The sequence below is a fragment of the Gammaproteobacteria bacterium genome, assembly GCA_029882975.1.
Classification (GTDB): domain Bacteria; phylum Pseudomonadota; class Gammaproteobacteria; order SZUA-152; family SZUA-152; genus JAJDNG01.
Window position 1 is genome coordinate 43,394 of record JAOUJW010000022.1, and the last position, 20,930, is coordinate 64,323.

Here is a 20,930-nt window from a genome sequence, read left to right on the forward strand (position 1 = left end):
TTAACCACGCAGCGCCAGAATATTGACAGATTTCGTCCAATTTCATCAGTTTTTACCACAAAGTTGCCACAATCGTTGCATAGACTTTCCTAAGAGAAATTGAAAGAGAAATAAAAAGAGAAATTAAGCGTTAAACTAAAACAGCGACGCCCCCTGCGTAATCCTGCTAAAAAGGAAAAGAGTATGAGTTTTGACGATCCCGGCAACGAATCCGGTAAAGAACAACCCGGCAGTCCGGCTGCCAAACCCGGTAAAACCAACTATTTGATGTTGATTCCCATTGTTGGGCTTTTGGCTGCTTTGTTTGCCTTGGTGAGCTACTTGGGGCCTGACACAAGTACCCAGTCGGTGACCCAAGACCCGGTGTGGAGCGAATACGTCAGTGCTCGCAGCAGCAGTCAAATTTCCGTAAAAGACCCCATTCGCATTCGTTTTGTTCATGATGTGGTCGCCGCAGATAAACTCAACACCCCGGTCAAAGAACGAATTCGAATTGAGCCGGGCATAGTGTTCAAAGCGCGCTTTATCAATCCGCGCGAAATAGAGATAAAACCCAATGCGGCTCTGCCGTCGGGGAAACGATTTACCGTAACGGTCAATACCGACGGTTTGGATAGTATTCCCAAGCAATTAAAAGAATACACTTTTGCCGTTTCCACCATCAGCCAAAACTATGAAATCCACATTGATGGTTTAAAAGCTCAATCGGGTAAAAAGAATCATTTGGTGGTCAGCGGGCGTTTGAGTACGGCGGATATTGTCTCGGATTCGGCTGTGGAGAAAATGCTGCAGGCCCGTTTTAATCAGCAAGCCTTAGCGATTACCTGGGTTCACAACGAAGACCAGAAACATCACGAATTTACCTTAGAAGCCGTTGAGCGTGCCAAGGAACCCGCTGAAATAAAACTGCAATGGGAAGGAGGCCCCATTGGCGTTGCCACCTCGGGTTCGCGCAATATCAGTGTTCCGGCTTTGGGGGTGTTTAAAGTGACCTTTGCCAAGGTGGTGTACGGCAGCAGTCAAAAAATTGAGGTGCGGTTTTCGGACAGTTTGAATCCCAGGCAAAATGTTAAAGACCACATTCGCTTGGAGGGGCCGTTTACCACCCAAGTACAGGCTAATGTTCTCACGCTATATCCAGGGAATACCCTTATGGGGGCTGTGGCACTGGAAGTGGGGGACGCTATCCAAAACGAACACGGTGACAAGCTGGGCAGTGTGTTTCGTACCAGTCTTAACTTTACCAGCCAAAAACCGCAGGTAAAGTTTTCCGGTCGTGGTGTGATTTTGCCGGAAAACAAGTTTTTGGCCATTCCGTTTGAAGCCATGAACGTGCATTCGGTTCAGGTTACGGCGTTTCGTATCTATGAGCAAAACATCGGCCAGTTCTTGCAGTCCAATCAGTTGGATGGCAATAGCGAGTTGGAGCGGGTCGGTCGCTTTATCTGGCGCAAGACCATTAAGCTCACCGATGCCAAACCGGAAAGTTGGAACCGTTATTCTCTGGATGCTACGGATTTATTGAAAAAACATCCGGGTGGTTTATTCCGTTTGACCTTATCCATCAATCGCGGTAATTCGCTTTACAGTTGTCCCGAGGAAGACAGCAATCAGGTAGTGCGTAAAGAAGCGGATTTTACCAACTACGAGGACTTAAATGTTGCAGAGTCCAGCAATTGGGAATTTGCCGAAACCTATTTTGGCCAGAATACCCAAAACGATTGGCGCGACCGACACAATCCCTGTAAAGATGCCTATTACCAATTAGCCAACAATGTGAGTGCGACTCGCAATTTTATGGCATCCAATATTGGTATCATCGCCAAGCGGGATAAATCCGGCGTTATGCACCTGACGACTACGGATTTACGTACAGCAAAACCCCTGTCCGGCGTTAATATCGAACTGTATAACTTCCAAAATAACAAGATCCGTTCGCAACGCAGCGATGACAATGGTTTTGCTATCGTTAAAGATAATAAAACAAACAGCGCTACGCCTTTTTACGCCAAAGCCCTAAAAGGCGATCAAGTGGGTTATCTCAAATTAAGCAGCGGGTCGGCTTTACCCGTGAGTCATTTTGATGTGGGTGGTCACAAACTGCAACAAGGCGTTAAGGGTTTTATCTATGGGGAGCGCGGTGTGTGGCGTCCGGGGGACGAGGTCCATCTCACTTTCGTGCTGGAAGACAAACAAAAACTCTTGCCGGAAAAGCATCCGGTATCCCTGAGTCTTATTAACCCCAAGGGCCAATTGGTAAAGCAATTGAATAATGCTTCGCCAGTCGGCAAGTTTTATCGCTTTAGTTTTACAACCGACACGCAGGCACCTACGGGCAATTGGACAGCCCAAGCCAAATTGGGCGGTCGCATATTTACCAAGAAACTGAAAATTGAAACGGTGGTTCCTAATCGTTTGAAAATGGAGCTGCAAATGCCTTCCGAAACCTTGGTGGGCAATGACGGGGCCATCGAAGGGAAGCTATTTGCGCAATGGCTGCACGGTGCCACGGCCGCCGGACTCAAAGCGGACATAGAGGTTCGGTTTGCGCCCACCACCACTCGATTCGGACGATTTCAAGACTTCAATTTTGACGATCCGGTACGCGAGTTCAATGAAGGCACATTGAGCTTTTTGGAAGGGGTGTTGGATCAAGAAGGCTATTTAAATTTTAACAAAGAACTCAAAACCCGCAGTGATGCGCCGGGAATGTTGAATGCCTATTTTAACACCCGCGTATTTGAAGAGAGCGGGGCTTTTAGTACCAGTTCCAGTCGTTTTACGTATCATCCCTTTAATCAGTACGTGGGTGTCAAACTGCCCAAAGGAGATCCCAGCCGCGGCATGCTGTTAACGGATGTGGATCATGCGGTGGAAATCGCCACCCTGGATGCCAAAGGCAACCCTGTGGCGGTAAAAGATGTGGAAGTCTCTTTGTACAAAATCCATTGGCGCTGGTGGTGGGAAAAAGGTGCAGATTCTCTGGCCCAATATGCCAGCGCCAGTCAACATCAACGTCTGCAACAGGGCAGTATCAGCACCGATAAAGACGGTAAAGGTCAGTGGACTCTGAACATCAAATACCCGGACTGGGGCCGTTACCTGGTGCGAGCCTGTAACAAGGACGACAGCGCTGGTACCAGCAATCGTTCCGCTGATCGTTCCAAGGCCGGCGGCAAACACTGCACCGGTAAAATCGTCTATATCGACTGGCCGGGATGGGCCGGGCGCGCCCAGGAACAATCCGGTCCCGGTGCCAGTGTGCTCAATCTGTCGGTAGAGAAGCAACAATACCAGGTAGGGGAAACCGCCGTAATTAACTTGCCGCCGGCGACGCAAGGGCGAGCCTTATTGAGTCTGGAAACGGGAAGCCATATTTTGCAACAGCGTTGGTTGCAATTGTCTAAAGACAAAAATCGTTTTGAAGTACCGGTGACCGCCGCGATGGCGCCCAATGTCTATGTGAGTGTTACTTTGATTCAGCCGCACCAGGACAAAAACAACGACCGGCCCATACGCCTTTATGGTGTTGTGCCGATCCAAGTGAATGATCCGCAGACTCGCTTAGAGCCACAACTACAAGCCGCCGATGAATGGGCGCCCCATGCCCAGGTGGATGTGTCTGTCTCAGAAGCCAAAGGTCGACCCATGACTTACACTCTGGCCATGGTGGATGAGGGCTTGTTGGGTTTAACCGCGTTTAAAACGCCCGATTTACACCAACATTTTTATAAAAAAGAAGCCTTGGGAATTACCACTTGGGATTTGTATGACCAGGTCTTAAACGCCTATGGCGGTGATTTGGAACGATTGCTGGCCCTGGGCGGCGGTGAGGACGGTGCTGATAAAGAGGCCAAAGAAAAACGTCGTTTCCCACCGGTGGTGCAGTTTTTTGGTCCCTTTCAGCTTAAGGCCAAAGAAAGTGCCAATCATGCCATCAAATTGCCGGGATACATTGGTGCGGTGCGATTGATGGTGGTCGCGGCCCATGACAGCAGCTACGGTTTGGTGGATAAATCCGTATATGTACGCCAACCGGTCATGGTATTGCCCACGGCGCCACGGGTGATTGGTGCTGAAGAGGACTTTACCTTACCGGTTTCTGTGTTTGTCAGTGATCCTGAGGTAAAACAAGTGCAAGTGCAGATCAAAACCGACGACTATTTTTCCGTGAACGGTGAGGACAAGATTTCTTTGTCCTTCAACAAAACCGGTGATCAAATCGGGTTTCTGCGGTTACACGCCGGTGCCAAGATCGGTAAGGGAAAAATCAGCGTGTTGGCTCAAAGTGGCAAACACAAAGCGGAAGCGCAGATCCATCTCAGCGTCAGAGCGCCCAACCCACCCACCACCCAGCATGTACATAAGGAATTAAAACCCGGTGAAAGTTGGACTCATAAAGTGGTGCCTTTTGGTTTGGAAAACACCAATGAAATATCCATGGACGTGTCCTCACTGCCGTCCATGAATCTGGACAGTCGCTTAAAGTATTTGCTGCGCTACCCTTTCGGGTGCCTGGAGCAAACCACGTCCTCCGTGTTTCCGCAATTGTATTTAAAAGACATTGTGCGCCTGGATGAGCAGGAAAAACATAGAGTGGACAACCATATTCATGTGGCGATCGACAAGATTCAACGGTTTCAACACGCAGACGGCAGTTTTTATTACTGGCCGGGAGGCGGGCGTTACAGTTCCTGGTCCAACAGCTATGCCGGACATTTTCTGGTAGAAGCGGAAAAACGCGGCTACTTTATGCCCGGAGACATGTTGGAAAAATGGTACGCGAATCAGGCCCAACGTGCCGCGGGCTGGACCAGCGGTGATGATCAATCGGCTTTGGATCAAGCGTATCGTTTGTATACCCTGGCATTGGCCAATCGCGCTGAATTGGGCGCTATGAATCGGTTGCGGGAACACAGCGGTTTAAATGATACTTCTCGCTGGTATCTGGGTGCGGCGTATATGCTGTCCGGACAACCGCAAGCGGCAGAGGAACTCATTAACCGCTTGGGTTTGGAGTTCAGCGACTATTCCTACCCCAATCACAGTTTTGGTTCCGCCATGCGAGACAAAGCCGTGGCCTTGAATACCTTGGTGTTGATGCAGCGGGATGAAGCGGCGTTACAACTGATTCGGGAAATATCCAAATCCCTGGCCTCGGATCATTGGTATAGCACCCAATCTGTCGCTTATGCTTTGTCATCCATTGGTCGCTACGTTGGTGCTAATGCTGATGCCAGTTCTGGTGCCAATGCCGATTCCAAGGTTTTGAGTTTGACCCAGCGTTGGGGCGATCAAGAACAAAGCCTGCAATGGAATAAGCCCGTGCTTAAACACGCTTTGGATAATGTCGCCACCGCCGGTACGGAACTGAGCTTAAGCAATCCCAATCAACGCCCCTTGTTTGTGACGCTGAACATGAGCGGGATTCCCAAAGCCGGATCGGAACAGGCCTATGAGCGCAGTTTGGCTTTGCAGGTAAAATACACCGATGCTAACGGCGATGCTCTGAGCGTAGAGCAACTGAAACAGGGAACAGATGCGCGCATAGAAGTGCGGGTCACCAATACCGCCGGCCATAAGCTGGATAATCTGGCCTTGTCACATATTCTGCCGGCCGGTTGGGAGATTAAAAACGAACGCATGTCCGCCGGCGAAGACGACGCGGTGCTGCTCAATAGCGCGATGGATTATCGCGATATTCGTGATGATCGCGTCTATACCTTTTTCAACCTGGAAAACAATGAAGAAAAGGTATTCACCATTGTGTTTAATGCGGCTTATGCGGGTAAATACTATCTACCGGGCATATTGGTGGAAGACATGTACGACGCCAAGAAACAAGCCCGCAGCAAGGGGCAGTGGGTGGAAGTGGTTCGCTAAGCAAAAGCGCAAGAGCCAAAAGAGTATAAGAGTAAGCCATGGTGCTGAAACTACCTAAAGTACGCATAGCGACAGCGGTATTGACACTGCCTGCCTTGGCAGCAATCGCGCTGTTGTCGTGCGTGCTTGCTTACGGGTTCAGCTTGCGTATGAGTTTACCGCCGGGTCTGTTTAACGACCCGGTTTCTCCCGTGCTCTTGAGCCGCGAAGGTAAACTGCTGGGGGCTTCCATCGCTGCAGATCAGCAATGGCGTTTTCCGGCTACGGAACGGGTGCCGCAAAAGTTTAAGACTGCGTTGTTAACTTTTGAAGACAAACGTTTTGACTCCCACTGGGGAGTGGATCTGTTGGCCTTGGGTAGGGCTATGCGTCAAAACATCAACAAGGGCAGGGTAGTCAGTGGTGCCAGTACCTTAACCATGCAAGTGATTCGGTTGGCGCGTAAGAACCCGCGTCGAACTCTGCTGGAAAAAATCAAGGAAATGCTGCTGGCCTCGCGGTTGGAGTGGTCATACGATAAAGATGAGATATTGGCCCTGTATGCGGCGAACGCGCCCTTCGGGGGTAATATTGTGGGATTGGAAGCGGCGGCCTGGCGTTATTTCGGTCGCAGTGCGCAACAACTGAGTTGGGCAGAAAGTGCCATGTTAGCGGTTTTACCGAACAACCCCGCCAGCATGCATCCCGGTCGTAATCGCAATGAACTAACCCAAAAACGCAACCGTTTATTACAGCGACTGCAGGAAAATGGCGTTTTGGACGCAATGCAATTGCAGTTGGCACAGGCGGAACCCCTGGTACAAAAACCCCGGCCTTTGCCACGTTTGGCACCGCATCTATTGGCCACCTTAAAAACCCGTTATCCCAACACATCGCAGTTTCGAACAACCGTCAATTATGCGCGTCAAAACCGCTTGAACGACTTGGTTGCCAATCATGCTTTATGGTTGGCGCCGCAGGGCATTCACAACGCGGCCGTACTGGTTTTGGATAACCGCTCCTTTGAAGTGGTGGCTTATGCCGGTAACAGTCCCGCCAGCGGAAAACACAAAGGTCATGCGGTGGACTTAATCCATCGTCCTCGCAGCACCGGTAGTATTCTAAAACCGCTGTTGTTTGCCGGCATGCTGCAAAGCGGTGAAATCGTATCCACATCCTTAGTTCCCGATGTGCCGGCTCGTTTTAATGGCTATCGCCCGGAGAACTATGATCGCAGTTATCGCGGTGCGGTGCCTGCCAAAGAAGCGCTGGCGCGCTCCCTAAATATTCCCGCCGTGTTAATGTTGCAACGTCACGGTATCGGTAAGTTTTATGATTTTTTACAACGCATGGGCATGAGTACTTTGTTTCGCTCGCCGGACGGTTATGGGCTTACCCTTATACTGGGTGGTGCCGAGGGGTCTTTATGGGAACTGACCCAGATGTACGCCAATATGGCTTATATAGCCCGACAAGACCAACGCCACTACGATCGCAACTATTTGCAAGCAAAAGTATTACAGAGTCAAAACACACAGGGTCAATATCCTTGGGAAATTCAAGCCGGTGCCGCCTGGCTGACCCTGCAGGCTCTTAACGATGTGAACCGACCCGGTGAGGAAAACAATTGGCGCAGTTTTTCCAGTTCGCAAAAAATTGCCTGGAAAACCGGAACCAGCTACGGTTTACGCGACGCCTGGGCCATCGGCAGTAACCAACGCTACACCGTTGGGGTTTGGGTGGGTAATGCGGACGGGGAAGGCAAGGCCGGGTTGACCGGGTTAAGCGCTGCAGCACCTTTATTATTTGATGTGTTTAACAGCCTGCCGCAAACGCCCTGGTTTAGCAAACCCGAGGCTTTGCTTAAGCAAGTGAGCGTGTGTAAAAAAGACGGCTTATTGTCCAATGGGCATTGCCAGACAGAAGCCCAATGGGCACCGGTGGAGGCACCGTTTCAACAAGTGAGCCGTCGCTTTAAGCGAGTGCACTTGGATACTCAGGGTCAATGGCAGGTTCACAGTCGTTGTGAAAGCACCGCCAACATGCAACATCGTAACTGGTTTGTATTACCCCCGGTGCAGGCCTTTTACTATAAACATCATCATCTGGATTACAAACCGTTGCCGGATTTTCGGGCCGACTGTCGCCAGGTAAGTGCGGGATTCAATACTTTTGAAATTCTATCCCCGCAAGTCGGAGCCCAAATCTACATTCCCGTGGATTTGGGTGAACGCCGGGAAAAAACTCTGCTGGAAGCCAAGCACAAAGACTCCGAAGCCACCTTGTATTGGCATCTCAACGAAGAATACCTGGGAGAAACCCAAGTGTTTCACCAGATGGCCGTAGATCTAACACCGGGTAAATACCGACTGACTATTGTGGATCAGAATGGGGCGGAGCAACACCGCCGGTTTGAAATACTGGGATTAACACGGGTGGCTGAGTCAAACGTGATGTTGCCATAGTCTTGTTGAAAACAGAAACCCCCAGGCATTGGTCGGGGGTCTAATAGATTTTCAATTGCGTGTAATAGATCTATTCACTGAGCATGATTCTTCCGCCGATGGAACCGATCAAGAACTGTTCCCCAAGTCGTTGTAAAGCTCGACCATGGATCAACCGGGTATTTAGGTCCAGCCCGTAGATTCCGTATTCAAAAGAAAGCAAGCGACCCTTGTCATCGGCTGCGTAGGCCACGCCTTGATCCACGACAACGTCAGGGTAACAAACATTTACCCGGTCCATTCCATAGTATTCATGTCCATGAATGTTGTTTTTCATTTACGCCACACCGATTATCCGCCGGACGATCCGTTCAAAGAAGATTGCCTAAAAAAAGATAAATAAACAATATATGGATGGGAGAAAAGAGGCTGATTCACCCAACATTCAGGTGGCATTGTTCGCTCCATCTACTGCGGGTATTAGGAAAACAGGTTGGGGAAAAGCACTAGCAGAGAAAAAGCGTTTCCGCCCGCTGTAACAGCGGGCGGAACTCAGGTCGCCGCGAGTGGGCGGAACACTAGGTAGAGACTAATAGGAGCTGACAACTAAATCGGACGGTACTGTTGCTTCTTCGTATTTAAATTCCACCCGACGGTTTTCTTTCCAATTATTTTCCTCGTGCAATGGAAAGGATTCGCCATAATTGTTTACGGTAATCAAATCGCTGCTGACACCGTATTGCAACAGAATGTTGACAACTTTCTCAGCGCGTTTTTCGCTGAGCTTGTAATTATAAGCGGCAGATCCTTGGGCATCGGAGTGAGCCTCCAGAACCAAGTGTAAGCCGGGGTTGTTCATCAGATAAGTGGCGTGTTGCTGTAATATTTCCAGATCATCAGCGGATATTTCGGTTTGATTGGCGTCAAAATGAAATCGAGATTTTTCCGGTGTCTCCGTTAAGATCCGTTCCGGCTGTGACAGCTTGACTTCCATTAAGCCGGATTCCTCTGCTGTTTCTGAGCTAATGTCTGCGATGGTTTCCTCGGCGCTAACAATGGTATCGCTGACAATGGTATCGCTGACAATGGCATCGTTGATAATGGTTTCCTCGACCTGGGGGATGGCAACCGTGTCTGAGAAATCATTAACGGTGGAGGTTTCGGTGCTCACCAGGTCTTCATGTTGGGTAGTTTCAACAGCAGTGATGTTTTCCGATTTCATGGAAAGTGAGGTCTTGGAACCATTTCCGGCACACCCAATGGCCAGCACTAAGGGTAGAACGGTAAAAGCGCTTGCTTTCAAAATGCTTGAAGGTTTAAGTTTCATGATGGTGTCTCCTGTTTTACTGTGAATAGAAAGAGCGGTTGCTTAACAGTAATTAAACACAGGAAATATAGAGACACACGAAATCGTTAGTGACAATAGGGCGATAGATTGTGACAAAATATGACAGAACGGCTTTTTAGCCTCCATTTGGAGGCGTGCTCTCAAAGGGGGAATGGAAACCGTTGTTCAGCGGCTGCTGGCGAGTTTGGCTTTTACTTTTTCAATGGACGCACTGCGGTGTTTGCTTTTGACAAAATTATGCGACATTTCATAATAGAATAACGCCTCAGTGAGATTGCCCAGTTTTTCATAGGCCAGCCCCATATTGTACGCAGCGTTACCTTTGTTCACCGAGCCCGATCGATCACTATTGAGAACATTGCGGCAGGCGTCCACCGCTTTAACAAACTGTCCTTGTGTGAGAAGTGCCATTCCCAAATTGGTCCAGGCTTTCCAGTTCTTGGGATTTTCTTTGGTGGCTTTCTTAAACGAGTTTACGGCTTTTCGGTATTGTTTGCGTTTATATTGCTTAAGTCCTTGCTCATACAAGTCCTGTGATTTGCCCGTGTTGTAGGAATTGAGCAGCTCCAGACGATAGCCGGAACTGGACTTTACTAGGCGCATTCTCGCCAACAAATCGCCACCGCTTGGTTGGCGTATATTATCGTCTTGGTTGAAAACCTTGGCTTTAAAAATGATGCCATCGGAGTCGTAGGAAATACCGCCACCGTTGGACATGACCCGTTGACCGTCTTGCAAACGTGAATTGACCCAAACCTTGACTTCGCTTTCATCAATGCGCACTACCATACCGGCATCTGAAACGACGTAAGCTTCTTGGTAGGAGTGGCCGGCATTACCACCATCCGCGTAATCATAGATCAGAACCGTGTCATCACGTATGGCAACGAGATTGAGGAATACATAGTGGGCCGGTCCGACATAGCCGTGTTCCCACAGTTTTTGGTATGAATTATTAACTTTACGGTACAAAGCGGCGTTCACGTAAGCCCGTTCGCACTCTCCCCGGGTTTTGTCACCCATGACAATTTTGTATCCATACAAAGCTTTATCTTCGGGTCCAATGGCTGCAAAGTCCTGTTCCACAATGCATTGGTTTTTCGCTAGGGTAGAGTCCGTTAAAAGAATCTGTGGTTTTTGCAGTGAAGTTTGAGCAAATGCACTGGTATTGAGCAAGCCCGATAGAACTAAAAATAGTAAAGGTTTGTTCATGATCGACCGGTTTGGCACTCAAAATTAAGAATTACTAACCACTATCGGCACAGCTATGGAAGTATTGAGGGTTTATCGTTAGTCCGTATGATGAGGGTTTGAATGATCTATTACAGTTATATCCAGCTGTGAGAAATAAATGTAAGTCTATGTTATATATAGAAAATATAATTTGGCTCTAATTGAAAAAAGATGCAACCTTTTTCACGGATTTTTCGTTCTTATTGATATACTGATTCAAGGGGACCGGACATGGGAATATTGGGGGGCACAATGATACCTAGAGCAAAAACCAGGCAAACCAGAGCTAAAACCATTCGTAACAGTATCACGGCTTGTATTGTGGCCGGCACAGCATTGCTGCTGTTGTCCTGTGACGATTCTAAAACAAGTACAAAAAACCCGACGAAATTGCCAATGTCCATATTGGCTCTTCAGCAACCTGAAAATTGTGATTCGCTCAAATCCTATGTTTCTCGTTCCATTTTAAAACGCAATACCACTATCTATCGACATTTATCTTACTGTTACGACATGATCGCGAACCCGATGATTGGGGCTCCTGAAGCTTCTCCCGTTACTGGAGGAACTGCAGGAGGAACCTTAGCGGATCGGGCACCTGACGGTGTTTCCGATACCAATAACCAGGAGGTTGGCGTTAACGAAAGTGATATAGTAAAAGCAGACGCTAACGGTTTTATGTATATGTTAACCGGGAGACACTTGGTGGTGGCTAAAGGATTTCCGCCGACTGAGTTGAGCACTTTAAAAGAAGTAGACCTGGGTTTACATGGTACCCATTTATTCCTGGATAAGGCCAACCAACGAGCGATCGTTTTAGGGATGAATGATCAGCCATTTTATATCGGAACCCCATCTCCGTCGGATGGCATTGCCATTCGTCAACCCATGGTACCGGATGAGACTGCAATTCTGTTTTTCGATGTCAGTACACCGGAAAACCCAACATTGATCGAACACATTAATGTTGCTGCCTATCTGCAAACCGGGAGACGCATTGACGAAAGGCTACATTTGGTCTTGCGAGAATACATCAGTCCACAAGCTCTTTATAACGACCCCGGTTTCTGGACGCTACGGCAAGCCTTTTGGGATAACGTCAGACAATTGCAATGCAGTGATCCCAATTTAACGGTGGCGGAAATAGAAGCGAATGAAAAGGTAGTTCAAGCCAAAATGGATTTGGCTGCCCATATTGATACTCTGGTGGCAGATATGAGCGACGCGGAGTTAGTTCCCAAAGCGACCCGAGTGAGTGCGGCAGGTATCACCGAAGAAATCCCATTCTTGTCCTGTCCTGATATTCAACACCCTGGTGTGGAGTCTAACCTGGGTTTACAAATAGTAGCCAGTGTCAATACCGATGGCAGCAATTTAGGGGCCACAGCCATCGTAAACAGTTCCTGGCAAGCTTATGCCAGCAGCGACCATTTGTATCTGGCTGCCAGCAGTCGTAACTGGTGGTGGCCGATGGAAGGCAATGACACTAAGTCACAAACGGCTATCTACAAGTTTCGTATATCGCCCGATCAAAAACCCCAATTCAGCGCAATGGGTACGGTGCCGGGTGTGACCCTGAACCAATTTAGTTTCAGTGAGCACAACGGCTATTTGAGAGTTGCAACAACTGAGGATGATTGGATACAACAAGACGGTGTATGGCAACGAGTGCAACAAAATGACGTGTTTGTATTGTCGCAAGCCAACACCGGTACGGCTGGAACGATGACCATACACGGTGAGTTGCGAGGATTGGCTCCGGGCGAGACCATTCATAGTTCCCGATTTATCGGCGACAAAGGCTACATAGTGACTTTCCGAAATATTGATCCCTTGTTTAGCCTGGACTTAAGTGATCCGGCTAATCCGCAAAAAAGAGGTGAGCTGCATATTCCCGGTGTGAGTACTTACATCCATCCCTACGACGAAAATCATTTAATTACCGCGGGGCGAGGTCAAGAAGGTACTCGACTCACGGGAATGCAATTGCAATTGTTTGATGTTTCCGATATGGACAATCCTGCCTTGTTGCATAGATATACTCCCGGATCAAATACCAATTGGGTATGGAGCGAAGCCCAATATAACCACTTGGCTTTCAACTTCTACAAACCTCGGGATTTATTGGCAATACCGGTGTCTTATTCGGATTCGCAATTGGTTTTTAATGGAATAATGGCATTTAACGTATCACCACAAAACGGATTTACCCTATTGGGTCAAGTGGATCACGCGGACCTTGTTAGAGAATATTACTGTGGTCCTGACGTGAATTTGTTACCCGGCTATAGCATCTATTGCAACGACAACAGATACTATTATTGGGGGCCCGCACGCCGGTCTGTGATTATGACCAGCGGCGCCGAAACCTTCTTATACAGTATATCCGATGTCGGTGTGAAAGCTTCAGAAGTGAGCGAGCTGTCCACTGTTCTTGGGCGAATACTGTTTCCGCTTCAAGCCTACCCATTTTATTATCTGGGTAATGTGGGCGGATCTCCCAGTGTTCCAACTGATGGTGCGGTTGGTGGGATCGTGCCAATAATGTAGCCTGACGATTTTCCCGTCCGGTGGGGAATGGTGCCGAGCGGGTTTGAATGAAAAGATAAAAGAATAATATGGCATTAACGTTTGAACAACTGGTTGAGACATACATCAACGATATGTACTCATTGGCCTTGCGGTTAACCGGTTCCAAGGAAGGCGCCGAGGACCTGGTGCAGGATGTGTTCGTGAATTTGAACATGAAGAAAATGACATTCGGTCATGTGGAAAATCCGAGAGCCTGGCTGGCGCGAATACTGTACCGAACCTTTGTGGACCAGTGGCGCAAAGATCAGCGTTCACCGGTGACATTGATCAGCTATACGGAACAGGAAAAAACGGAGTATTGGGTAGATTCCATTGCTTGTGACGATATTGGCCCGGAGGATGCTCTTCAGGCGGATCAGGAACAAAAGAAAGTGACCATGGCATTAAGTTTTTTGAGTAAGGAACAAAGGAACATTTTAGTGTTGCACGATATGGAAGGCTACACGTTTGCAGAAATTGAAAAAATAACCGGCATTTCTATCGGTACATTGAAGTCTCGGTTGCACCGAGGCAGGGACAAGTTACTGGGTAAATTGAAAGGTGTAGTGGTTCATAGAGGTAAAAATCTTCGCAAGGAAACCAGTGGCAATGAAAATTAACGGCAGGAAAGTCAAGGGGGACGCATGATGCAATGCGTGGACGCAATCGCTTTGCTTGATGATCATATTGATAGTCAATTGTCAGCGAATCAAACCACTTTGCTTAATTTCCATTTGAGTACCTGTACTCGCTGTCGTCAGGAACTGTTTCAAAGAGAAATGTTAGTGCAGCGACTCAGCGAAATGGCGTCGGTTGCCGCACCGCAACATTTGAAGGATCGCATTATACGTCAGCGCCTGCAGAACCACCGCCAGAATGCGCGTTGGTTCTTTGGTGGTGTGGGCCTGGCGGCAACAATTATGCTGGCCGTGGTGAGTGTTTGGTTGTTGCAGCACACATTGGTTGATGCTCCTGTAGTAGTGGCAAAACAGGAAGCGAAGAATAACAATGATTTACATTTGTTGCTGCATTCAGCGCAAGGTTTGGAAGGGGTTCGGTTTTCCATTTTGGTACCAGAGTCGGTTCAACTCAAAGGCTATCCGGCGGGTACTAAAATCGCCTGGGTGGGTAAACTCAGGAAAGGTGAAAATATTCTGACTTTACCTTTGGTATCCAAGGCGCAAAAACCTCAGGTGGTCGTGTTGAAAATTGAGCATCGGGATGCGAAAAAGGAGTACCATATTCAGTTGGCAGCCAGGACAACCTGAGGCTTTGTTGAGGTCTGGTCAAGATCTTGTAAAGTTCTGTTAAGGTCTTGGCAAAAGCATGTTTAGCGGGCTTACTGGATTTGATAGGATTTGCAGATAGATGAAGACAGTTAGAATGAGTTAATGAAGATGGTAAATCAAAATAGAAGATACACCGAGTGGCTTAAGGCAGCGACCCTGATAGCCCTGTTATGCAGTGGCCAACTGTTAGCTGCGGATTTGGACGACGTCACCATGCGGGTTATCGGATTGGAGGAAATTCCCGGTGACTCATTTAAAATCGAAATACCCCATTCGGCCATTGATGAAATGGCCACCATCAGTGAATTGAAAGGCGCTGTACCCGGAAGGCAAATAGAGGATGCTCTTATAACTTCACCCATAACAGGGGGTACCGTTCCACCACCGCAAGAATAGCTAGTTGAGAATCACGAAAATAATAAATGTACTGCAATAGAAGTGGACTGTCCTCTGAGAATTAAACGCATATCCCAACTGTTTTTTATCATTAGCATACACTTTTGCGGTATGCCCGGCCTATTGTACGCTCAAGATCGTTCTACAGTATATCCCAAATACAGTTCTGCGGCAGAAGAGGTCTTTAGTCAAGGATTGGAATTCTTTAAGGTAAAGGACTATAGCTCTGCAAAAACAGCATTTGAGAAAGCACGCGATATGGGGTTGAATAACTCAAGGCTGTTTTACAACCTCGGTGTTACCCACTACAAACTGGAAAATTATCAACAGGCCTATGATGCGTTCCAGCTTGCCTTGAATCTGGAAGAGATGCGTTTCCTGGCACACTATAATAGCGCCTTGAGTGCGGAAAAACTGCAGCAAACAAAATCAGCTTTGGATCAATTGGTTTTGGCAAAAAATTATGCCCATAGCGTGAGTCAAAAAGAACTATTGCGCCGTTTGCAAAATCGTTTGGGTATATCGGAAACCTTTTCGTTGTCACATATGAGTATATTCTCCTATGGATACAGCGATAATGTGGCTTTTGCCAACGAAGACGTGGTGGCGAGCAGCGAATCCAAAGATCACTACTTTTCCTTGTCAGGAAGTGTCGGTTTACAGTCACGGTGGGGGTTAGGGGCCAATTTTCGTTATTTATTGCATCGCTATAGAGATATGGAGGCATATGATTATGACGATGGCAGCGCCGAACTAGCTTATTCGGGGCAAACCAAATCATTTCAATACCATAGTTCTTTGGATCTGAAGCGGGACTACCTGGGAGGTGATACTTTTACCGACCGTTACAGCGTAAGAGCCGGTGCGACCACTATTGTTTCAAGTACATCAGCGGGATTAAGCATGAGCTACGTTAAGGTTAAGCCCTTACAGACTAACTATTCATATTTAAAAGGCAATTCACAAAAGCTCAATTTGTTTATGCACTACAATCAAAATTGGCGCGCCGCTTATGAGGTCGAGGAAAACGAACGACTTAACAGTACTACAGTAAACGCATCACCCACGCGCAACAAGTTGTTGTTGTCCTTTCATCCAACCATAGGTAAAAAAAGCCGATTAAAGTTGGAGTTCAGCGCCAGAGAAAGCGAATTTTCCTCTATAGACAGTCTGTCCGCCAGGAGTGACCGTCAGCGTAAAGCCAGTGCAGAGTTTGTCTATGCTGTCAGTCCGCGATCATCACTGATTGTGGTTTGTGCCCGCTTGGTCAATGAGTCTACCGATCCCTTTTTCAACTTCGATACAACCCATATATCTTTGGGTTTGGTTGTGCGTTGATTGGCGTTTGGCGGCTAAGATTTCTTGGCTGTCACCAGTAAATACTGATGCGGCATAAGCAAACGACCTTCCTTGATAAAATCCCGAGCAAACTGCGCCATCTCATCCCGAATTTCTCCTCTTTGGTCATCGGGCAGGGCGTCATATTGGACTTTGAGAATCTCTGAAGCTTCGACTGTATCCCAATAGGCGTCAAAGGATTCGAAATTATAGTTAAACTCCCTTTTCTCAATGGTGAAATCCTTGAATCCCGCTTCCACCAAAAGATTTTCCATGGCGCCGGGTACTCCCAGTGAAGTGACCTTATCCAGTGGGGGATGAAATTCGGTGGCAATGCGATTCTTGAAAACGGAGTAAATCCAATACATGGTCAGCATGGTTTCGGGAGTACTCCATACGGTTAGAGCAGCAGTGCCCTGTGGTTTTAGCACTCGATGTATTTCTCGCAATCCTTGCAGCGGGTCTTGAAATAACATAACGCCAAAACGACATAAGACGCGATCAAAAGATTCATTTTCGAATGTGAGTGCTTCAGCGGGCATAGTTTGAAAACTAATGTTTTTCAAACCCTCTTTTTCTACTTTACCCTGAGCCACTCCGACCATGCCGGCTGCCGAATCGGTTCCTGTAATGGTAACGCTTCCGGCGGTTTGCCGGGCCAGGGTGAGCGCCGGTTCGCCGGTTCCGGAGGCGACATCCAATATATTATCCCCCGGCTGGGCATCCAACTGCGCCAACACGGCATTACCCACTGGTTCGATGTGAGGTATCCACAAATCGAATTTTTCAGCCATTAAATGCCAGTCTATTTGTGCCGTGCTCATGTTTTGGATACCTCGGTTAAGAAAACAGGCGAATTATACAGAGTTTTAAACTTGTCATGTAAAGTGCAGGTGTCGTAGCTCAGAGTATAGTCTATAAATAACATTAATAAAATTAATTAAGTCATTGTAATCGAGATTGAAAACATGCTGATTATGGCGGTCGGATATTTTTAAAGCTTGAGTGTTTATTGTCGATATAGCTGGAGGGTTTAAGGAATAAAATCGATTAATCATGTCTGTGACCACAATATTTCAGACTTCCACCAAAATAATAGAGTCGGGTAAAGAGGCATTACGTCATGCTCCGCTCATGGTGCAAAAACCACAAGTGGCTTTACTGTGGTTGAAAACGGCTCGGTCCGCACAAATTTCACTGCTGGCCATAATGCTCATCATGCCTGCTTTGGTTCCTAATATAATTACAAGCGCGTGGAATACGGTGTCGCCCCCAGAGCAACCTCGAGGCGCAATTTCGCGTATTTCCAATTTCTTTGATCGTATGCAGGGTAGCAGTACCACAGCAGAGCATCAATCTGACGAACGCAAGGCCACTGTGCAGACCATTTTGTGGTCAGGTTCTGCTTTATTAGTCATTGCATTGCTTTGCTTGCATATTCCTAATGCGGTTCAAGCTGCCACAGGTATTGCTGCAGAAAAAGAGCGGGAGGCGGATGAGCGGTTGGGACGACAATCTAAAGAAAGTGTGTTGTTGTACCAAAGTGCTTTGGAGTTTTGCACTTTGCCAGAACAAATACAGCGCTTACAAGGTAAATTACTGGCATTGAAATCGGAAAGTGCTGAGACCACAGGACTCCTAACTTCTGAAACTAAAGTAAACGGCGTTTCGGAGCAACAGTTGCAAAACACGGCATACGTAAGCCCGGAGACAGAGCCACATAGCGACAGTTCGAGCCTGTCTACCCGTTATCGGGTCAATAAGCTTCTAGGAAAAGGCGCAATGGGGTATGTGTACTTAGCTTATGACACAGTGTTGGATCGTAATGTCGCGATAAAGCAATTATCTCCGCAATTGTGTGATGACGAACAATTCATTGGTCGGTTTAAGCAGGAAGCCAAAGCTTTGGCAAAATTGAGTCATCCAAATATCGTTCAGGTATATGACTTGGTGGAGGATGCGGAAAATACTTGGATAGTAATGGAATTTGTTGAAGGTGACGAGTTGGCCAAACGGTTTACTCCGGGTAAACCATTGGAATTTAAATTTGCATTGGATGTCGCCAAACAAATCAGTCAGGCTTTGGAGTATGCGCACAGCCAAGGTGTTGTACACCGCGATTTTAAACCGGAGAATGTAATGCTTACACCGGAAAACAAAGTCAAGATTATGGATTTTGGATTGGCGCGCTATACCCATTCATCCGGCCTAACCCAGGTAGGTACAATCATGGGGTCGCCTGCATATATGAGTCCGGAGCAGGCTTCCGGAAAAGAAGTGGATTATCGCACGGATATTTATGCTTTTGGTGTTACGATGTATGTTATGTTCAGCGGTGTTATGCCATTTTATGGTGATATGCAAAGTGTCATTGCGCAACATCTTACCGCCGAGCCGCTTCCTCCCAAAAAACACAACAAACTATTACCTAAAGCGGTGGAACGAGTCATATTAAATATGCTGGAAAAGACGCCGGAAAACCGTCCTGGATCTATGCAAGAGATTTACAAAAGTCTATTGTCCGTGGCAACAAAAAAATCCGCCTGAATACCTACCATTTGAACGTCTTTTCGCTGTGGTTGGCCGAAAGAGGATGTGCCTAAGCCGGTACATTTGCGTCCACTTTGTAAAAATGGGGAAAAATACCGAGAAAATTGCCATATTTTGTCTTTCAACAGCACATCGGCTGGCAATTCCCTGTTGAAAAAACTACAATTAGCCGTCTTTAGTCACGTGACTCTAATTATTACACGCTTTTCGCCTACGTGATTGCCAAGCGAAGGGTAAGCAACACGATCCGTGTGGAATACCCATCGCGTCTAAACAATAGCGTTCAATCATTGCGCTATTACGCTAAACGTACCACTAAACGCACCACTAAACGCACCACTAAACGTACCACAAAAAAGTACCACTAAAACCGGCAAAACATACCGGTAACAGAAACAGTAGTGGATCGCAACACCGAGTGACTCTTACTGCCGTGTGCCGGAGTTGATTCCATGGAATCACTCAAAGGTTTTGCACACCTTAAAGAAACTCTGCAGTGACTGTCTCAAAGCCTTGAGATAACAAATTAACTGAAATAGAGAGACATGAGCAAAATATTACAATTTTATAGAAAACGAGAACAATATCAGGATTTATTTAATGAAACTCAATCTTTTAAGGTTTTTACGGAACGTCAGTTGGGACAAATCTCTCAATTGCAGCGCCTGTCCGAAAAACAAAGATTTGACATGAAAGTGGTGGCCAATGTACTACCGTTTCGAGTAAATCAGTATGTTATTGACGAATTGATCAATTGGGCCAATATTCCTCACGATCCCCTATTTCAACTAACTTTTCCTCAGCCCGGTATGCTGGAACCGCATGATTTTGACCGCATGGCACAAGCGCTGCGTGCTAATGCCGGCAAGGAGAAAATTAACGGCTTAGCCAAGGACATTCGTGCCAAATTGAATCCTCATCCCGGAGGACAACAAAATCTGAATGTTCCCATCATCAATAATCAACCCATCGCGGGAATGCAACATAAATACCGCGAAACCGTTTTGTTCTTTCCCAGCCAGGGACAAACCTGCCACAGCTATTGCAGCTTTTGCTTTCGCTGGGCACAGTTCGTGGGTGATAAAGAATTGCGCTTTGCCAGTAACGAAACTTCGCGTCTGCATCAATACTTGCGTGTGAACAAAGAAGTGAGTGATCTGTTGATTACGGGTGGTGATCCCATGGTTATGAAGACCTCCCATTTACAGGACTACCTATTACCCTTATTAGAAAAAGATTTTGAACATATTCAAAATATACGCATCGGTACCAAAGCCATTTCGTTTTGGCCGCATCGATTTGTGTCTGACAACGATGCGGACGAACTTTTGGATGTGTTCCGAAGATTGGTGGCAGCCGGTAAACACGTGGCTATCATGACTCACTTTAATCACTGGCGGGAAATGGAAACGCCCATGGCCATAGAAGCGATTCGACGACTGCGTGCCACCGGTGCCGTACTTCGCAGTCAATCGCCGCTCATTAAGCACATCAACGATGATGCGGAGGTTTGGGCAAAAATGTGGCAAATGCAAACACGCTTGGGCATCATTCCGTACTATATGTTTGTGGAAAGGGACACAGGAGCCAAAGAATATTTTCAGGTACCCCTACATCGGGCCTGGAATATTTACCGCGAGGCTTTAAAAAAGGTGTCCGGGCTGTCGCGTACTGTCAGGGGGCCCTCCATGAGTGCCACACCCGGAAAAGTGGAGATTCAGGGTGTGACAGAATTACAGGGTGAGAAAGTGTTTGCTTGTCGTATGATACAAGGTCGTGATCCGGACTGGGTGCAAAAACCCTTTTTTGCACAATACGACGAAAGTGCCACTTGGCTTGATGATTTAAAACCCGCCTTTGGCGCAGACAAATTCTTTTTTGACTCTTAAAATCGGCCTC

General features: G+C 47.3%; 13 protein-coding genes. 9 read left to right on the plus strand and 4 right to left on the minus strand.

Features of this window, described 5'->3' with window-relative positions:
- The first annotated feature begins 183 nt into the window (after positions 1 to 183).
- Positions 184 to 5,883, plus strand: a complete 5,700-nt coding sequence (locus tag OEY58_15415; protein ID MDH5326845.1) for an MG2 domain-containing protein — start codon at positions 184 to 186, stop codon at positions 5,881 to 5,883.
- Between the two features lie 38 nt (positions 5,884 to 5,921).
- Positions 5,922 to 8,327, plus strand: coding sequence for a penicillin-binding protein 1C (gene pbpC, locus OEY58_15420; protein MDH5326846.1), 2,406 nt, complete (start codon positions 5,922 to 5,924; stop codon positions 8,325 to 8,327).
- Positions 8,328 to 8,397: 70 nt separating this feature from the next.
- On the opposite strand, the gene OEY58_15425 is transcribed toward pbpC, so the two are convergent.
- From OEY58_15425 to OEY58_15435, 3 genes are all read right to left on the minus strand, one after another.
- On the minus strand, positions 8,398 to 8,643 hold the full coding sequence (locus tag OEY58_15425; GenBank protein ID MDH5326847.1) for a hypothetical protein: 246 nt from the start codon (positions 8,641 to 8,643) through the stop codon (positions 8,398 to 8,400).
- A 252-nt stretch (positions 8,644 to 8,895) separates the two neighbouring features.
- Complete coding sequence (locus OEY58_15430) at positions 8,896 to 9,300, minus strand: OmpA family protein (GenBank protein MDH5326848.1); 405 nt, start codon at positions 9,298 to 9,300, stop codon at positions 8,896 to 8,898.
- 519 nt (positions 9,301 to 9,819) lie between these two features.
- Positions 9,820 to 10,866 (minus strand): tetratricopeptide repeat protein, encoded by a 1,047-nt coding sequence (locus OEY58_15435; protein ID MDH5326849.1) that lies wholly within the window; start codon positions 10,864 to 10,866, stop codon positions 9,820 to 9,822.
- A 273-nt stretch (positions 10,867 to 11,139) separates the two neighbouring features.
- Here OEY58_15435 and OEY58_15440 point away from each other — a divergent pair, with 273 nt between their 5' ends.
- The 5 genes from OEY58_15440 to OEY58_15460 all read left to right on the plus strand — a co-directional run bounded on the left by OEY58_15440 (position 11,140) and on the right by OEY58_15460 (position 16,481).
- Positions 11,140 to 13,437, plus strand: a complete 2,298-nt coding sequence (locus OEY58_15440; protein MDH5326850.1) for a beta-propeller domain-containing protein — start codon at positions 11,140 to 11,142, stop codon at positions 13,435 to 13,437.
- A gap of 68 nt (positions 13,438 to 13,505) precedes the next feature.
- The gene (locus OEY58_15445) at positions 13,506 to 14,078 is read left to right on the plus strand and encodes an RNA polymerase sigma factor (GenBank protein ID MDH5326851.1); all 573 of its coding nucleotides are present in this window, start codon (positions 13,506 to 13,508) and stop codon (positions 14,076 to 14,078) included.
- 24 nt (positions 14,079 to 14,102) lie between these two features.
- Positions 14,103 to 14,726, plus strand: a complete 624-nt coding sequence (locus OEY58_15450) for a hypothetical protein (protein ID MDH5326852.1) — start codon at positions 14,103 to 14,105, stop codon at positions 14,724 to 14,726.
- A gap of 123 nt (positions 14,727 to 14,849) precedes the next feature.
- Positions 14,850 to 15,143: a hypothetical protein gene (locus OEY58_15455; GenBank protein ID MDH5326853.1), complete on the plus strand. Its 294-nt coding sequence runs from the start codon at positions 14,850 to 14,852 to the stop codon at positions 15,141 to 15,143.
- A gap of 111 nt (positions 15,144 to 15,254) precedes the next feature.
- The gene (locus OEY58_15460) at positions 15,255 to 16,481 is read left to right on the plus strand and encodes a tetratricopeptide repeat protein (GenBank protein ID MDH5326854.1); all 1,227 of its coding nucleotides are present in this window, start codon (positions 15,255 to 15,257) and stop codon (positions 16,479 to 16,481) included.
- Between the two features lie 14 nt (positions 16,482 to 16,495).
- Here OEY58_15460 and OEY58_15465 read toward each other — a convergent pair whose 3' ends face one another.
- Positions 16,496 to 17,305, minus strand: a complete 810-nt coding sequence (locus OEY58_15465) for a class I SAM-dependent methyltransferase (protein ID MDH5326855.1) — start codon at positions 17,303 to 17,305, stop codon at positions 16,496 to 16,498.
- Between the two features lie 232 nt (positions 17,306 to 17,537).
- Here OEY58_15465 and OEY58_15470 point away from each other — a divergent pair, with 232 nt between their 5' ends.
- Positions 17,538 to 19,028: a serine/threonine protein kinase gene (locus OEY58_15470; protein ID MDH5326856.1), complete on the plus strand. Its 1,491-nt coding sequence runs from the start codon at positions 17,538 to 17,540 to the stop codon at positions 19,026 to 19,028.
- A gap of 548 nt (positions 19,029 to 19,576) precedes the next feature.
- The gene (locus OEY58_15475) at positions 19,577 to 20,920 is read left to right on the plus strand and encodes a lysine 2,3-aminomutase (protein ID MDH5326857.1); all 1,344 of its coding nucleotides are present in this window, start codon (positions 19,577 to 19,579) and stop codon (positions 20,918 to 20,920) included.
- Positions 20,921 to 20,930: the final 10 nt, after the last annotated feature.